Here is a 17,529-nt window from a genome sequence, read left to right on the forward strand (position 1 = left end):
GTATGTCGACAGTTTCTGCAAGAACCAGCGTTTCCCCAACAACAGTGCCTGCGATCTCCGTCACGGATCTTTCACATTCGTTCAAAGGGCATCAGGCATTAAGTCAGGTATCCTTTTGCGTGATGCCGCAAACGCTGCATGGATTCGTCGGGCCAAACGGTGCGGGGAAAACGACAACGCTCAAGATCATTTGCACATTGCTGAAGCCAAGCTGGGGCGAAGTCTCCGTATTCGGTCACAGTGTGCGATTCGACGCCGTCAACGTTCGTCGGCGGATTGGATTTATGCCCGATCATTTCAGCATGTATCGACAGATGACTGTCTTCGAATATCTGGATTTCTTTGCCGCCGCCTATGGACTGGCACTCTCGCAAAGAGATCAGGTCATCCACGATGTCCTGACCCTGACGGATATGGAAGGACGCAAGGATGATCTGATTAGTGGCTTGTCGCGAGGAATGCAGCAACGAGTAAGTCTGGCCCGAGTTCTTGTTCACGATCCGGACCTGCTGCTGCTGGATGAACCCGCCAGTGGACTTGACCCTCGAGCTCGCATCGAATTAATGGAGATTCTGCGAGAACTTCGGCGAATGGGAAAGACGATCTTCATCAGTTCCCACATCCTGAGTGAGCTGGCGGAACTGTGTGACAGCGTCACGATCATCGACCGGGGACAGGTTAAGTTCAGTGGTCCAATGGATGCTTTGCTGGACAACAACATCGACCAGACGGCCTATAACCTGAAACTGGCAGAAGTGCCTGAAAACACAGTGGAACTCATTCAGGGTTTACCAGAGGTGGAATCTGTCACCGAACCCGAATTCACAAGTGGCAAAGACTTCATCGTGCAGCTGAAATCCGGGGCAACGGCAAATACGTTTCTCGCATCAATGCTGACTCTCAATATCCCAATCGTATCGTTCAGTCAGCAAAGAAAGCATCTGAATCAGGCGTTCATGGACCTGACGACCCGAGGCGTGCGAACCTGACCACAGGAGATTCAAGGTGTCTGCGACGCGAACGCTCTTCCACTGGTCACTGCAAGCCGACGCACGGGCCATCGGACCGCATCTGGTGCGTGCGGGCTTCGCGGTGTTTATGCTGTTCTCCATCACGGCCTCGTTTGTCGATCTATTCGGTCGAGTCGGGCCCGGGCTTCGCTTCTTTCAGTCAATCACATTCCTGAATGTTGTGTTGATTACAGTCTCTGGAGTCAGCTACTTCGTCTCAGCTGTTACGGAAGAAAAAGATTCCGGAAATCTGGCGTTATTGCGTCTCGCCGGGGTAACTCCCATCGCAATTATCCTCAGCAAGTCGACATCACGCATCATCAGTTCCATGATGCTGCTGATTGCACAGTTGCCGTTTACTTTTCTTGCGATCACCCTGGGAGGCATCACCTGGAGACAAATCATCTCCAGTTATTTAGCGCTGGCCGCATGGATGGTATTTGTGGCAAATCTCTCGTTGATTTGCAGCATTCGATGCCAGACAGCTGGTCGCGCTGCCACGCTGGCGGTGACGATTCTGGCTCTTTTTTTCACAATTGATCCCATCGTGGCGTCTGGTCTGGCAGCAATCGGGCCCGGATGGCTACCGGCCTGGTTTGTCGATTCCCTGAATGCACTTGTTTCAATTCAACACAAGATGTCTGTCACGATGCAACTGGATCAGATTCTGCGTATCTCAAGTTTGAATCCGGACTTCGCATCAACACAGTTTTTCTGGGATGTCGGCGCCGGACTGACACTGTTTGCGACCAGCGTTTTGATGTTCAATCAGTGGAGTCAACCCGCTGAGTCGGGGATGGCCGAAGCCAGCCCTGCGGTGCGACGCTGGACCATTGGTCGCTGCTGGAAGCTGCCCATGACATGGAAAGAATTTCTTTTCTTCACCGGGGGATGGCCATTCTGGGGAGTCAAGCTTCTCACGTACGGGATGATTCTCGCCGCGTTTTCGTTCGTCCAGAATGCGGCAGACCCACACCTGGGTTTTGTACTGCACGGAGATCGAGCATGGATCTGTTTTCTGACGTATCTACTGGCATTCTATGCCGAAGTGCTGCTGTACTCGGCAGGCAGCATCTTTACAGAAGTACGCCAGTCGACTCTTTCCTCACTCGCGATGATTCCGATTAGCACCGTTCGGCTGCTATCAGAAAAACTTATGGCGGCAATCCTCGCAAGCCTGCCGGTCCTGATTGCGTTGTGTGTTGCATTCTGGTGTGACCCTCAGGGGATTTCGATGCGCCTTAACGCGCCGCTCATTGTGACCATGATTGCTACGGTGCTGATCAGTAGCCACATCACCGTATTGCTGTCACTTTACACCCGATGGGCAGCGCTTCCGTTGGCATTGCTGCTCACCACGCCCGCGTTTTCCTGCAGCCTGCTGCTGATTGAACGGACGCTGTTGCTGCCCGGTGCGATCGCGAGCACGCACCATTGGCATGTCAGCCTTTTTCTGGCCAGCGTGATCAATCTGTTTTGGGTCTGGCTGTTTGTTCTGCTTCCGATTCAGTTTCGAATTGTCAGCCGTTGGGACGAATTGAGCCAGCATTCGTGAGTGCCTCTTTGACAGGCCGCCGATTCCCATCAACGATTTGAAGGGCTTATCCTGCTGACGCCTCAAGAATGAGTGCGGCCGCGGTTGAAAGAAATCGATCAAAAGCATTTTGAATTCAGACCGTAGAAAGCCACACTCGACACGAATCAATTGAGCCGAGCGGCACGGGCGAAACCAAATGTATCATTGAACATTTGCATCACTGGAAACAGAACGGAGACGTCAAATACGGGCTTATCCCGTTCGGCTTCCAGGTACTTTGCGTCAACCCCATCCTTCTGGATGCGTTCCCAGTTGAGCAGATCGGCCGGCGGGTCGTCCAGTAATTTCTTTACATTCAGGCCCTTCCCGTGCTCGTGCTCGCGGTGCAGAAACTCCAGTAAAGAACTGGCGATTAATCGTTCTCCCTTCAGCAATCCCTCAAGCTCGGACATCATTCGCAGCCAGGCGTCAATTCTGTCATTCGATAGCGGTAGACCGAGTTGGTCGGTCTGATTCGGCCCCGGGAGCCACTCGAAATCGTCATCTGTTTCCTTTCGGATGCTGATCCATGTTTCCCGATTGAGTTCGCACACCCTGACCAGGTGCATACGCATTCGCCTCAGACGCGGTGTATCCACGACATTAAGTCTGAGCCAATGAACTTCCTCGGTCTTAACCACCGAGGGCTCGATGTTTGGGAAAATCCGGCTGACTCGGCGCTCAAACCCCGCTTCTTCGTCCACTGACCGGTAGCCTTCCACCATCGAGCACAGCAGATGGCAATAAGCCCTCAACCACGCCACATCACCTCGATCAAAATGGATCCGAAAATCCGGATTCGATTCCTGAAAATCGAACCTTCTGCCATTTAACCCGGTGATCAGTGCAAGCAGTGTTGTTCGCTGGTCGCCTCTACCGGTGAAATCGAAAGTGATTTCTGCGAGTCTCAGTTTCAATTTCACATGATCGTCCGAGACTTCGGCCAGAGTTGCTTCCGCCCGTCGAAGATCATTGGCAAATGCATCCAGCACCCGCCCAAGTGCTTTGTAACTAATAGCCGACGGATTTGGGTTTACGGGCACTGGCAACCGGAGAAATGGTTCTGTAGCTTTTTCTGAGAGCGTTCCATACTCATACAGCGCTTTACCCAGATTTTCCACGGCTCGCATGAACTGAATGACCCCAAGACCGAACCGGGCTTCGTCATCTCGCGGATTCGCGTCAAGAGTGAGTAACAAGGCTGTCTCGCCTTTGGCAAACTCGCCGTCATGCAGGAAACGCTCTGCCGGAGAACCAGCCTGATCAGCTCCGCAAGCCGGAACCGCAACCAAACAAAGAACAAACAGGACGAATGATCGAATCATTTGTGTTTCCTAAAGCGGGAGCATTATCGAATCATGACAGGTCATGTCGGTACCACAGAAGCAAATACCACTTGCAGAAAATCAGCTTCTCAATTGTCTCGCGACTGCCGCGACAGAACTTAATGTGAGCTCTTCCCAGCTGGAATTGGTATTGCGAGGAATTACTCGGCCCCTTCAGGACGACTGACATCCAGACAAACCAGCCAGTCTTCGCTTCGAAGATACAGACGTTTGTTTGACAGTACGGGAGCCGCCCAGGCCGGATAGTGGATTTCGTCGTACGAAGTCCGGCCATACTCTTTGAATTCGTTCTGGTTGATCGAAACAACAGATAACGTTCCGCGTTCCCCCAGCACAATGAATCGGTCGCCCAGTTGAATCATCGAACCGCGACCAAAATACGGATAGGGGATATGTCTACCGCTTTTTGTATCAATGATATGACCAGTCTCACGGTCGCGAGCCAGTTGCGAAATATCTCCACCAAATCCATCCGTCTTCCACTGAATTTTTCCGTCCTGCAGACTGATGCACCGCAGTTCGCCTTCGTTCTCGTGCCGGCCACTGAACCCATAAATGAATCCATCCACATGAATGGGTGTCGACCAGTGTGCCAGCATATTCCGAGGGTCCCGCCAGATGACATCCAGACCTTTGCCATCGGGCTTCACCTGCAGCAACACCGATCCCAGTTGATACGCAGCAGAAAGAAAAATACGATCATCAATCACAACGGGAACAGCGGCATTAACAGATTCGTGCACCCGCGGCCGAAACCAATAGTGAAAGTTCTCTTCACCAGTCGCCGGATTCAATGACACCAGCCCCTGCCGAACCTGACACAGCAGGTGCCGCTGACCATGAATTTCCGCGATGATCGGAGACGAGTAGCTGACGACCATCTCGTCGCCGCTCCACTGATATGTCTTCCCCGCAACATCTGTAGACGAGCCGTCCCAAGTGTCCTTCCCCACAGCCTGCCAGATTGTATTGCCTGTGGAGATGTCAAACGCCACGACACCGGAATTTGGCTGACCACCGACCAGGACAATCAGGCGGTCGCCGTCGAGCAGGGGAGAACATCCCATTCCGAAAAACCATTCAGGCAGGTCAAAGTCCCGCTGTAAATCCCGTTGCCAGACAATCTCGCCGTCCTGCATAGACACACACGTCAGCATTCCTTCGGCACCGAGCGTATAGCAGTTTGTTTCCGTCAGCACGGGCGAACAGCGTGGACCATTGTTGTATCCGTACGGATCAGCAAAAGAACTCTTGTACGACTGCTTCCAGATTTCTGCTCCGTCGGACACCTTTCGGCACGATATCACCTCGGTGTCGTCCACGCGGTGATGGATGACCAGGCGATCTCCCATGACCGACGGCGCGCTGTAACCCGTTCCGATGGGTTGTTTCCAGAGCATCGCAGGGGGCTGACTGGTCCAGTCCAGGTGAATCCCTGTTTCTGTCGAAACACCAGTATGCTGCGGGCCCAAAAACCAGGGCCAGTCTTCTGCATTAACAGGTCCTGCGATGACAAGAATGGCCAGACAAACGGTTACCACCCGTGGTGCCGGACAGGCCAGTCGTTTTACGATTTGCGATCGCATCGTATGCGAAACTCCCGTGGGAAGGATTGAGGCAGGAAATGACAAGAGGATTTCGCTCAAGACTTCATTCACCGTCTTTCAGTCAAATTCGGCGCAAAGGCTTCATGCGACGGTCATTGTACGCGCCCGGTCACGAATACAGAACAGGCCATTTCAGGACCACAATACGCGAAGTCACTACGAAAGGAGTTCGTTCGAACTCCTCTGTTCTTCAGAGATCGCACGATGACTGCCAGATATTTCCGGAAGGACTCCGGATGCATCTCTACGATGTATAGTCGTGCACACCACCTGTTTCATCGTCTTCATCAGAATCTTCAAACTCTTCATCGTCGAACAGGCTGTCGTCCGGCAACTGATCTGAGGAATCAGATTCGCGGGATTCGTCCCAGTCCTCAGACAGGATCCCGTGCCCAACATCATCATAACTTTCTTCGCCGAAATCATCAGAATCCAGTTCACCCTGATCTGTCAGCATATCTCCATCAGCAGATCGACCGAAAGGCTTGTAATCCGGATCAACTTCTCCGCGGGCTCGCAGGATCAAGCGGATGGGAACTTCACGAAACGGGGTAACTTCGCGCAGGAAACCCAGCAAGTATCGCTTCCACGATTCGTCCATCAAACCAGGTTCGTTGCACTTCAGCACGAGTGTCGGCGGAACACCGTCGACCTGTGATGCGTAGTAGATTTTGGGTCTTCTGTTCTTCCGAATCGGCGGAGGATTGCGGATGATTGCCGTTCGTATTGCTCGGTTCAGTCGACCTGTCGTGATTCGTTTCTTGGCCTGCTTGAATACGCTCTGAGCCAGATTCAGCAGTTTACGAATATTGCGTCCGTCTTTGGCTGTCAGAATTGCAATCGGAACATGCCGCATCGAGCTGAACGTCTTCGTCAGATAGTCGACCCACTTTTCGCCAGTCATCTCGGCTTCCAGAGCCAGGTCCCATTTATTGATGACGAAAATGCACGGTTTGCAATGCTGCGATATCTCCTCAACAAGCTGCTTGTCGACTTTCGAAATGGTCTGCGTCGCATCAAAGAACATCAGCACGATGTCGGCTCGACGAATGCTTCGCTGAGCCCGGACGAGGCCGTAAAACTCAATATCGTTGGCCAGACTTTTCTTCTTGCGTACGCCGGGTGTATCAATAGCGACAAACGCCTTCCCGTCGACTTCGAACCGCACGTCAATACTGTCGCGAGTCGTGCCGGCAACTTCACTGACGATCACACGTTCGCATTCAGCAATTTGATTAATGAAGGTGCTTTTACCGACGTTTCGACGGCCAACAATGGCGAGTCGCAGATCGGCTGGCATCAGCAGTTCATCGCCTTCATCATTTTCGGAAGCAGCGGCTTCGGGAAGATTCTCTACAATAAACTCTATCAATTCATGGCGATTGCGATTGGCTTTCACACTCGTGCAAATCATCGGCAAGCTGGCAAGCTGCAGAAACTCAATCGCATCAATGTCCGACTTTGTTGAATCACATTTGTTTGCAACGAGGATAGCGGGCTTGTGCGATTTGCGAATCCGATCGGCAACTTCCCTGTCCAGCGGTGTCACGCCGGCTTTGGCGTCAACCACAAACATCAGGACATCGCACTCAGCCAGACCGATGTCGATCTGTCGTTCGATATCGTCAGACAAATCGTCGCTGTCGACGATGCCAATACCACCGGTGTCCACCAGTTCAAAGTAGCGACCCAGTTCGTGCATGATCCATGTGACGCGATCGCGTGTTACGCCTGCGGTCGGATCCACGACCGAAATTAATCGCGCAGCCAGCCAGTTCAGCAGAGAACTCTTGCCTACGTTCGGACGACCAACAATTGCCACTTTTGGAAGTGACATAATTCTACCCCTGCACCAAGGGCTTCGCCCTCGACCCGAATCCAATCTGCCATTCGGAAACGCATCCAGCGTTCCCGAACTGCAGCTCAAAGAAATACACAAACCGCAACCTGTGTCCTGGAATCAGCACGATCGCAACCGCCTGATGTACCAACAGTGCTGACTTGAACCGCACAGCTTATTCGACGCATGCAGCATCCACCACTGACAGTGCCGGATATGTGAATGAACCAATCGAGACCATCCCAATTCCTGACATTCTGCCCGGGATTTTACTCGAATTACTCTCACCTTTGGCATTTTCTGGTGTGCCAGAGACGAAAACGGCCGCCCCTTGCTGCGGGCCCGTCGGCGTCAGACTTCCCAGAAGCCTTCTCGAAACAACCCGGACTTTGACGCAAATTTCTGTGGCTAAGATGATCTCTTAATGCTCGTCCGTGGAAATCCCCGTCTCGACCTGTTCATCCACAACTTCAGATTGAGTCTGCTGCACGGCAGTTGAATCTGATGGTTCCAGGGGTCCGTCCTCGTCAACCTCAGCATCCAGCCCCAGCGTTTTCATGCGTCGGTAGAGTTTCGGTCGCGTGAGTCCGAGTCGTCGGGCAACTTCGGTCTTGTTCCCTTCACATTCCACCATCGCTGCGGTGATCAGTTCCACTTCGAATTGTTCGAGCAAAGTTTCCAGCTGAATGATGGTCGGTTTTGCTCCCCCGGCGTTCCGCTGGGCGTCCTGTGCAACTCGAAAATGCCAGGGAAGATGTTCCGGCAGAATGACTGAACCGGTGCAATTCCTGCAGGCTTCGCTGGCCACTCCATGTAATTCTCGCACCTGCCCCGGCCATCGGTACGCCTGCAACTGGTCCTGAACCTCCTTTGAAAACGTCGTAGCAGGCGATTTATGGTCTCGACGATGCTGGTCCATAAAGTGCTGAAACAACAGCAACACGTCGTCACCGCGTTGATTTAACGGCGGCAACTGCACTTCGATATCCGACAGACGGGCGTGAAGTTCCGGCAGAAGGCGACCATCATTCAGCAACTGTGACAGTGGGTACTGACTGGTCGCGGCCAGACGAACGGGCGTCTGGACATTACCGGTCGTCACACTTGATGACTTGATTCCGCTGGGTTTATCGCCGACCGACGAATGATCGTCGATGGAATCAAACGCATAATGATCGACCAGCCATCGTTGAACATCCAGCGGCAACATTTGGAGTTCGACAAGCACAAGCAGAGCAGTGCGATGATGTGGCATTGTTGACACGGGCCCACCCGCAGTCCGCAGCTGGTGTAGTGTCGAAAGCAGCACCGAAGATGCCAGCAGATGGCAGTCAAGAAAAGCCAGTGACTGGTCCGACAGGGGAGACTGTAAGTGTATCAAGCGAATCAGATGCCGCCGACCGCTTCCTTCAGGGCCAGAGACAGCAAAAGGCGAAGCTGTCGATTTCAGTAATTCCGCCTGCCGCAGTGCGCGCCGCATCAGGCTACACTTACCGAGATAGTTTTCGCGACCAAACCGCCTCCTGAGGTCCAGCCTCAGTGCGTTGATTTCTGCGTGCAGGGATTTCAGTGAACCGGAGGCAACGCTCTTTATCTGCGTTTCTATGGGCGAACGATTCAGTATCACCAGCGTCGCTGCAGCCATAGAAGGCTCCGTGCCGGGCAGTGATTCCTGCAAAGGAACAAATGTCAGGTTCACAGACACTGAATTGCCTTTTGCATCCGGCAATACGGTGCTGATCTCTGCAGTCATCCCCTGCTGGCAGATATCGGGTGGAGCCAGAGACGAAGTCACCAGATCGACAAGCGGATTTTCCCCGGGAAGTTCCTGATCGCTGGCTGCCGTGCGATAACAACGCAGTGAACCGAGATCATCGTTGGTCCACCCGGTTAATTCAGTCACCCCCGGACTTACACTTCGAATCCGGCAGTCACCATCCAGCGCGATGATGGCCGATGGTCCTTCTTCGATCAATTGCGTCCAGTTCAGTCGTCGTGGGCGCGCCACTCAGCATTCCTTTCAGAGCCCGTCGTCAATCGTAGTTGCGAATTCGCCACGGCTATTCTGCCAGAGGCAGAACGACTGCGGCTTCCTGGCTGAGGATTTGAGGTCGTCGGGGCACTTGGGTTTGCCGTGCATTGGACGACAGCATCTTCTTTAAATCAATTCGAACATATGGCATTTCCGCCGCAGGTTTCCTGTGGCTGGCGTTTGCGACATACAAGACTCCGTCAGCCGGAATGAATAAGACATTGTGCAGATTAGACTGCATCGCCACCGGGCGACTCATCAACCACATCCCCAATTCTTCATCGATCAATCCGTGCTTCTCTTTGACCCGACGGCGCAATTCCTCCAGACGACTTCCTGCAGAAAGAACGACAGCATCGGGGATCCCTTCTCCCAGTCGTTCGTGCCCCTGACCAGGATCGATGAATTCGATACTTTCGGGAGTCGCCGCAACCCCTACAGCCTGATTCGTTTCTCCATCTGCAAAAACATAGTAATACTCGCAAGTGCGTGGATTCTCTGTCCACAAATGTTTGACTTCATCCAGCGTTCGACATTCTTCCAGCGCGCGACGCATGAGCGTTGCCATAGGCACTCCGTCCCAGTTGCCTTCACCGCGGCCCCCCATTTCCCCCAGTGAAATCATCTCGGCATTCATGCCACTGACGCTTCCGGTGAATGCCGCGTAACCAACGTTTGCAAACGCAATTTGCCCCTTCGGTTCGATAATGAAAGTCGTGGCTGCGTCCTGCAGACCAATAGTTGTCATGTAGTCAAGAACGCGACCGTGATACAGCTTTCCGTCTTTCGTTGCTGAACCAAAGACTGCAAATCCGGAACAGTGGAACATTTCAGGAAAGACATTCAGCGTTTCTGCCGTTTCGGCATCGATGTTCAACGCAGCAGCGATGGCTCGTGTTTCCATCTTGTGCCGTTCCGGAATAAACGGTGACAGTCGTTCATAGGCCGCCATGAGATCCTGACGAAACCAGTGCCCTGTGCGGATGACATGCGCCAGACCAAAGGTATAGAGAACTGATTCGATGCACCTTCGTGACTCATCGGGTAGTAGTAAACCGTGAGCTGTTCCAATTTCTTCGGGAGTGCCCCAGAGTGTTGCGACGCGCTGGCCTTCGATCCATTCGAGGCGACCATTCTTTACGGTACGCGGCGCCATTGGAGGCGTGAGCAGACTCTGACCAGGCAGCAGGATTTCCCCGCTCGGCGTACTCCTCGAACGACTGTACGTTCCAGTTCGTCCCGTGAAATCTGCTGAACATCAAAATTGCCCCAGTTCTTCATATCAATCCTGGCAGGGGTTTCGATTTCAAAACGGGTGTCGATTTGAAGCGAAGCGTCCTTGTGTCGAATCAGTAGTCTGTTGGCCTGAGGTAAGGACACTTCGACACTGCCGCTGATCGTCCACGACTGTTGTTCTGCTGAATACTTCATGTCCGTAAAAGCCAGCATGCCGGCCACCAGAGAAGTCAGATCTGTGTTGGTGTCAGCAGCCATCCGAAGCATGGCCAACTGTGAATGCTCCGAAATGAGTCGAGAAAGACAACCCTCAGGAGATAGTTGATCCGCCTCACCAACGACACCCTGCCCAACAAACACACGCTTGTGCCTCGGTAGTATCAACGCAGTGACATCATCGCGTCGCCGAATGTGCAATGCATAGTCAGCGTGATCCAACGTCAGGTCGAAGCTGTGTGCATCCAGCTTCTTCAGGACGATGTCGATCTGCTGAGGCCTGTTATCAATCTTTACCGAAGCCTGGATAGAAACCTGAAACTGTTGTTGTTGTCCGGCAGTGAATAGGGGTTTCAGACCAGCGACCAGCGATTCCAAATGGGTACCTTCATCCGACGATGCAGTTTCGGCTCCTTTGACGACGCTTGTTTCAACGACACTTGTTTCAACAACGCTGCTTGCTGCGCCGAATGATTCCACCGCATACAGGTGCGGCGTCAGGGTCCACATACCCAGCAAAGCTGCAGCAGCGTAAGTGGCTGCCCGAAAACAATCCATCACCAGCAAACTGACCATTGCCTACTCTCCTTCATTGAATATTGCGTCGAAGCAAGATCAGTAGCATATCCACCGTTTCAGTGAACATCCATGCTGCATAGTCTGGTAATTCCTCCGGAACGCCGATCGACAACCGGCCATCTGTACCCGCGATAATCAGAACAGACGGGCTGTCTTGCTGACACGGACTTTTGTACGCTGCGTCGTCTGCCAGACAAGATCCCGATCAGGTTTCAGCGGTCTTTGTTGTGATCCATGCCTTGTCCCTGGAACTTTGTTTGATCCTGCCCGATTCACCTGCCGTCGAATACTGCCGATACGAATGACCAGAATCTTTACCAGGACGATCACTTTGCCCATCGAAGGGCATTCGATCACGATCAATATTCCTGCTCATCCCGATCAGATTCTGGAGCAGGCGGTTCAGGGAGAGGCGAATGGCGATCATCAAACCGATCCTTACTGGGGATTGCTTTGGGATGCCGCTCCCAGAACCGCTCGATGCATTTTGCGTCATGCGCAGGCCAATGGATTCGCGCGTGGCCTGAAAACGGTGGAACTTGGGTGTGGCGTTGGCCTGGCGGGAATCGCCGGGTTACTGGCAGGATTGGATGTCACGTTAACGGATCTGGTTCCATCGGCTGTGGAAATGGCGTGTGGAAATGCGGTGCTGAACGGTTTTTCTGACGCCCGTGGGCAGGCAGTCGACTGGCGCAATCCCCCGGATGAAACATACGATTTCATCGTTGCAAGCGATGTCCTGTACGATTCTGCCAACCATCGACCACTGCTGAATACGATTACGCGAATGCTGGCAGAAAACGGCGTCGTCTGGATTGGTGACGCTGGGCGGGCGAACTCCCCACTTTTCATTCATCTGGCAGAAGATGAAGGATGGAAAGTGTCCATTCTTGATGAAGACCAGAATGAACTCCTGGCCCCAACGCATGTGCGGTTTCAATTGATCGTCCTTCGGCGTTAATTGCAGGCAGACTGGCCGATGAATTCGATGGCGCTTCGTCACGCTGGGTTTCGCCCCGGAAACGTCGATCGGGCGACATATCGGTATTGAGCAATCGCCGTGGCGTCCCTAAAAAGCGTCGGAATGGTTCGTTGGACGAACAAGCAGATTTGGAGCTGATGTCTGTCAATTGCACCTGAGTGCACTTGAGCAGCATGAACGAGATTGACAAACCTCTGTCAACCGGAGTCTCTTCGAAGGAGCGGAGTGGGTTATGTCGGGTGCCGGGACATTCGATTTTTGCGCGGCCATGGAACGACTGTGCATTGATATCTGCAGTCGGCATGCGGAATTCCTCCACGTCCGCATGTCGGAAGTGGTCGTTACATTCGCACAGACTCGATCGAGTGTCGACTGGGGTATGCAGGCAAAATTGACACCGCTTCGGTTTGAAGGTGGCCGACGAACCGAACGCCGCAACGGCAGAGTGTGGACGATTCATCCCATTCGCCACAACGGAAAAGAGGCGCTCTATGTGCTCACTTTCTATCTGCCCCGTTTTCTGAACTTGTCATTCGATGAAAAGATCATCACAGTCTTCCACGAACTTTATCACATCAGTCCCCTGTTTGATGGCGACATCCGACGGTTCAAAGGGGCGTGTTACATGCACAGCGGAAGTCAGAAAGCCTACGACAAGCAGATGGCGGTCTTTGCAAAAGAGTACCTGGCTTCACGACCAGATCGTTCACTGTATACATTCCTGAATCATGACTTCATCAACCTGCAGAAGTCATTCGGAGCCGTTGTCGGGCTGCGAATCCAAACGCCTCGTCTTGTCGAAGTTCGTGATGCCGCGTGAATCGCCGAGCTTATTCAGATGAAACCGCGGGCAGCAAACTCACCCGGCAGGACAAGAAACCAGAAGCAGGTGTTTCATGGAAATCGATATCGCATCCACCCGAGCTTCGATTGTGTACCAGCATCTGACGCGCATCATTGCTCCGCGGCCTATCGCCTGGGTCTCAACGCGATCTAAAGACGGGCTCTCCAACATCGCGCCGTTTAGTTTTTTTGCCGGCGTCGGATCTCGTCCAGCGACTCTCCTGTTCTGTCCCGCCAACAGACTCGATGGAAGCCCCAAGGATACTCTTCGCAATATCCGCGAAACGGGTGAATTCGTTGTAAATGTTGTCACGGAAGAACTTGCCGTACTGATGAATGAATCCGCAGCGGACCTGCCCGAATCCGAATCGGAATTTGCGGCCTGTGATATACCTGAAACGGCTTCCAAAACGGTCAAAGCCCCCACAGTGGCCATCAGTCCGGCAAGCATCGAATGCAGTCTCCTGCAGGAGCACGCGATTGGAAGCGGCCCTGGTGGTGCCAATATTGTTGTGGGCAGCATCCAGCACATCTCGATCGCAGACCATGTCCTGGACGAATCCGGCTTCGCCGATGTCCGAAAGTTACACCTGATCGGCCGCATGGGAGGCAACTTTTACTCCCGCACATCCGACATCTATGAGCTTGAACGCCCTCGCCAGGCGTAAGCCGCTCCCGCATCCGCACTTCAGAACCACACGGTCCAGCGCCACGATAACCCGGCGCATGCAGTCGAGTGTGTCTGGCTCTCACGGTTCAACATCTCTGAAGGATTCTCCCGGGAAACTGCGAGTGCGCTGCCACGGTAATCGAGTCGACCTGCAAGACCAGTTCTGGAGAAAATCCGCCGAAAGAAGTAGTCGTCAACTTTTCGCCATTTCGCTCCACAGTCACGGTAGAAGAATTGATAACCTGCCTGAATGGTCGGGAGCCCCCGGATCAGCGTCTCTTGCAGTTTCGTCGCCTCCCGCACCCCGATGGATCCGGGACATCGCTACATCTGGCATGAGGAGAACATCGATGCAACAGAATCCTGAGAGTCAGTATGTAACCGAACAACTGGCTAACCGTACTCGACTGGTTTACCTGCTGGTAGGAGACCTTCGTGATCTCCTTGGCGAGCAACTGGATTGTTCAGAGCGGAAGTGGATCTCGGCGATTCTTGACGCACTCGTTGAGTCGCTTCATTCATTACATGAGCTGAAGGCTCGTGGCGGCTATATGCAGGAGGTCATCGATGAGCGACCCTGCTGGGCAAATCGAGTGCGTCATCTTCAGGACGAATATCGACGGCTCTACAGCCAGCTGCAGAATCTGCAGTGCATGATTGGTGTCTGTTCTGACGAACAATTCGGTCAGAGGGTGGAATCCATTCAGCGTGAACTGCGGGACTGGATGATGTGGTTCGTTTCCCACGAGCGACACGAATCACGGTTGCTGCAAACCGCTTTTTTGATCGATGTGGGTGGCGGCGACTGACGAAACCTGTTTCTCACTGCTTACAACCGCATTGACCCCGGTCCTCCGTAATGTTTCGACAGGATGCAGAGCGGCTGGGCTGACCAGATAGCCTGTTGAAAAACGGGGCTGGCTCGACCAGGAGACATTTAAACACGATCGCTGACAGTCGTCCTGCGCACCTGTCCTGATTTTCCAACGGACAGCTAAGCTAACTGCCGGCAGATTGCCGCCGGTCCGAATATCGCCGGGCCTGCTGCTGGATGCTTCGGAACTCTGCCGCCAGTCTGGCGGATTCGGAAGTCGGAAGACCCAATGGCAAATCGCTGAGGCCAACCCCCATAAGATGCAGTGCAATGAGCCACTCCCGTCGATCGCTGCGAGAATTCAGAAGCGAGGTCGGAGAATTTTCAATCAGTGCCTGAATCCTTGGTATCACACCCGCAGCTTCCGGGCCAAGACGCTTGCAGGCTTCACGAATGCCACTCAGGACCTGACGGCGTGCATGCCAGGGCATCTCGAGAGATTGATCCAGCAACGCCATCAGTTGCGGAACTGCATCGGGTCCCAGATCTGCCATCCGTTCAACAAATGGTGCTGCTTCTGTGACCTCCAGTGCCTGCCGCCAGATCAACTGTTCATTCTCCGTTGGTTCCGCGAAGGTACCGTCCTTCAGACGAACAAGCGAACTGATATACCAGGCTTTTGCACCCGGGTCTCTGGAATTCAGATATCTTTGTACAAGCCCGGCTCGCAGCGGCGTCAAATCTGCTTTACCAGACAGTGCAACGCGCAAGGCGTGGGCAGGATCGGCGATCCGATCGTCTGACAGGATGCGATCGATCAAATGAAACTGGTTGTGATCGGCCGTGTACCGAAATTGCTGCAGCCACATCGGAGCAATCAAAAGCTCGGATTCCGTTGCAACGGGATTATTGAGCACATCAGTCAATGCCCGCTCTGCTTCGGCAATCATGTGAGGTTGAGGCGTCGGTTGTGGAATACTGACGGTGCGCAAAAGCTCCACCGCACTATCGAATTGGTAATAGCGAGCCTGGTTGGAGACTTTGGAACGACCAACGGTGAATTCGGCGGATGCAAATCCATTTGCAGAACTACCGACATCAAACCCGAACCAGAAGAGACGTCCCGGGATCGAATGACGGACCAGAGACGATCGTGCAACGACGTCTCCATTTCGATTTCGAACTTCGATACGTTCCACCTGTGGCTGTGCCTTGCCCTGAAGCCGTTCGTACTTGATCGTCCAGTCAATCGCGTCAACATCCATCGGCGTGGTGCGTCGAATTTCCTCTCCCCGTGAAATCCGCAACGCCCACTCGGACTGAATTGAGCGGTCCGCTTCCTGCATCGAAGCCCGACTATGAAACTGGCGATCCTGTTGCAGCCTTGCAAACTTCTGCAGGATTGACTGCGGTTCCACTGGAACAACAAGAGTACCCGGATTTCCCCCGCCTTTTCGAAACGTGGCCGAACCCTCTTCGCAAACTCGTGTAACGCTGGTGACCCCCGGTGTGTCCAGCAGGGCTGCGCACAGGAAGTCACATTCAATAGCCTTGTCACGTGCAGATTTTTGCTGCTTCCACTCGAGAAGAACGTTCCCCCCAATCGTTAATTTTTGGGTAGGAATGATCTCCGGTCGCGCCGCCTGAATGAACTTGTTCTGCTCGATTGATCGCAAAGGCCACATCACCGTTGCACTCAGTCCCAGCGTTATCATGAACGCCAATAGGTTGGCAGTCATCTCCGACCGAATGGGCAAAGAAAGTCGAACAAGAAACGTGGCAAGCAGGTAAACAAACACCGTCGGAATCACGGCAAGAACTAAACCCGGGATAACCATCAGGAACAAGCCGAGAACGACCAGAGATGGCATGGCCATGACCATGGCTGTGACCAATCCCAGGGGAATTAGTATCCAGACCAGCACATGACACCGAACACATTCAGGGAGGAATTTCATCAGGATTCCGCGACGCAGGAGCAAGAGACTGAACGACTCATGAGTGTGGATCGAAGCAAAACAGACACCCTTAGAGTAGTTCAGCCTGCGTGTATCAAAGCTCGCTTTTGGTGGAACGCGAATGATTGACTGGATGGGTTGGAGTGATCGGACCGGCCTTTTGGATTGATGTTGTTCAGCGAGTAACTTTGAAGAGGGATCTCCCCAGATCGGTCACTTGCCTGAATAACCGTTGCCCCGTCGACCGTCGGCGATCCAACACTGCGTCGATCCAACACTGCGTCGATCCAGCACTGCGGCGTTCCGGTGATGCCAATCGAAAAGCCAGCGTTTTCGGCGAAAGTCGCATCGAAATCCGGAAATCGCGGACGGATCCCATACGCTGAACCTCGGTTCTAAAGCAGGACAACGACCTTGCTTGTCTGCCCCACGTGCGATAGGCTGCAGAAATGGGAAGATTTCTGCTCGCATTCACGCTCACCACCAGCCTGCTGCTGTGCCCGTTCCGTTGCATGTCCTGCGACTCGGATGCATTGCAGAAAGGTGATGTTGTGCGTTCGGTGTGTCCCTGCTGCCACCGAGACAAAGATTGCGACGATTCCCCGCTAAAGAGCGATGATCCAGACAATAACTGTTCCTGCCCGAACTGTATCTGCGAAGGTGCAACGCTTCCGGATGGCCCCAGGGTGGCAGCAGTTGATTTCCAGTTGGCTTTGGCTCACTGGTTTATTCAACAGGATGCCGACGCGAATTGTAGGATTGACTGCCGCTCGACTGCTCCGGCGAATCCACCGCCACGTTTGGTCTGTGGCCACATTGC

Annotated in this window: 13 protein-coding genes; 6 read left to right on the forward strand and 7 right to left on the reverse strand. The window is 53.4% G+C overall.

Annotated elements, in window-relative coordinates; all coding sequences use genetic code 11:
- The first annotated feature begins 2 nt into the window (after window positions 1-2).
- Window positions 3-989 (forward strand): ABC transporter ATP-binding protein, encoded by a 987-nt coding sequence (locus R3C20_22880; GenBank protein ID MEZ6043353.1) that lies wholly within the window; start codon window positions 3-5, stop codon window positions 987-989.
- Window positions 990-1,005: 16 nt separating this feature from the next.
- On the forward strand, window positions 1,006-2,565 hold the full coding sequence (locus R3C20_22885) for a hypothetical protein (GenBank protein MEZ6043354.1): 1,560 nt from the start codon (window positions 1,006-1,008) through the stop codon (window positions 2,563-2,565).
- A gap of 146 nt (window positions 2,566-2,711) precedes the next feature.
- Here R3C20_22885 and R3C20_22890 read toward each other — a convergent pair whose 3' ends face one another.
- From R3C20_22890 to R3C20_22915, 6 genes are all read right to left on the reverse strand, one after another.
- Window positions 2,712-3,911 (reverse strand): hypothetical protein, encoded by a 1,200-nt coding sequence (locus tag R3C20_22890; protein MEZ6043355.1) that lies wholly within the window; start codon window positions 3,909-3,911, stop codon window positions 2,712-2,714.
- Window positions 3,912-4,072: 161 nt separating this feature from the next.
- Window positions 4,073-5,518, reverse strand: a complete 1,446-nt coding sequence (locus R3C20_22895; GenBank protein MEZ6043356.1) for a PQQ-binding-like beta-propeller repeat protein — start codon at window positions 5,516-5,518, stop codon at window positions 4,073-4,075.
- A gap of 265 nt (window positions 5,519-5,783) precedes the next feature.
- Entirely contained in the window at window positions 5,784-7,376 is a 1,593-nt protein-coding gene (gene der / locus R3C20_22900) for a ribosome biogenesis GTPase Der (protein ID MEZ6043357.1), read from the reverse strand.
- Between the two features lie 424 nt (window positions 7,377-7,800).
- Window positions 7,801-9,387 (reverse strand): helix-turn-helix domain-containing protein, encoded by a 1,587-nt coding sequence (locus tag R3C20_22905; GenBank protein MEZ6043358.1) that lies wholly within the window; start codon window positions 9,385-9,387, stop codon window positions 7,801-7,803.
- A 52-nt stretch (window positions 9,388-9,439) separates the two neighbouring features.
- Window positions 9,440-10,567, reverse strand: a complete 1,128-nt coding sequence (locus tag R3C20_22910; protein MEZ6043359.1) for a C45 family peptidase — start codon at window positions 10,565-10,567, stop codon at window positions 9,440-9,442.
- Entirely contained in the window at window positions 10,549-11,439 is an 891-nt protein-coding gene (locus tag R3C20_22915; GenBank protein MEZ6043360.1) for a hypothetical protein, read from the reverse strand. The genes R3C20_22910 and R3C20_22915 overlap by 19 nt, the downstream gene beginning before the upstream one ends.
- 304 nt (window positions 11,440-11,743) lie before the next feature.
- On the opposite strand from R3C20_22915, the gene R3C20_22920 reads away from it, so the two are divergent.
- The 4 genes from R3C20_22920 (at window position 11,744) to R3C20_22935 (ending at window position 14,746) form a co-directional block, all read left to right on the forward strand.
- Entirely contained in the window at window positions 11,744-12,403 is a 660-nt protein-coding gene (locus R3C20_22920; GenBank protein MEZ6043361.1) for a methyltransferase domain-containing protein, read from the forward strand.
- Between the two features lie 253 nt (window positions 12,404-12,656).
- Complete coding sequence (locus R3C20_22925) at window positions 12,657-13,244, forward strand: putative metallopeptidase (protein MEZ6043362.1); 588 nt, start codon at window positions 12,657-12,659, stop codon at window positions 13,242-13,244.
- Between the two features lie 76 nt (window positions 13,245-13,320).
- Window positions 13,321-13,935, forward strand: coding sequence for a flavin reductase family protein (locus tag R3C20_22930; GenBank protein MEZ6043363.1), 615 nt, complete (start codon window positions 13,321-13,323; stop codon window positions 13,933-13,935).
- Between the two features lie 352 nt (window positions 13,936-14,287).
- On the forward strand, window positions 14,288-14,746 hold the full coding sequence (locus R3C20_22935; protein MEZ6043364.1) for a hypothetical protein: 459 nt from the start codon (window positions 14,288-14,290) through the stop codon (window positions 14,744-14,746).
- A 190-nt stretch (window positions 14,747-14,936) separates the two neighbouring features.
- Here R3C20_22935 and R3C20_22940 read toward each other — a convergent pair whose 3' ends face one another.
- Window positions 14,937-16,709 (reverse strand): hypothetical protein, encoded by a 1,773-nt coding sequence (locus R3C20_22940; protein ID MEZ6043365.1) that lies wholly within the window; start codon window positions 16,707-16,709, stop codon window positions 14,937-14,939.
- Between the last annotated feature and the right edge of the window lie 820 nt (window positions 16,710-17,529).

The organism is Planctomycetaceae bacterium (assembly GCA_041398825.1).
In the GTDB taxonomy this organism is placed as follows: domain Bacteria; phylum Planctomycetota; class Planctomycetia; order Planctomycetales; family Planctomycetaceae; genus F1-80-MAGs062.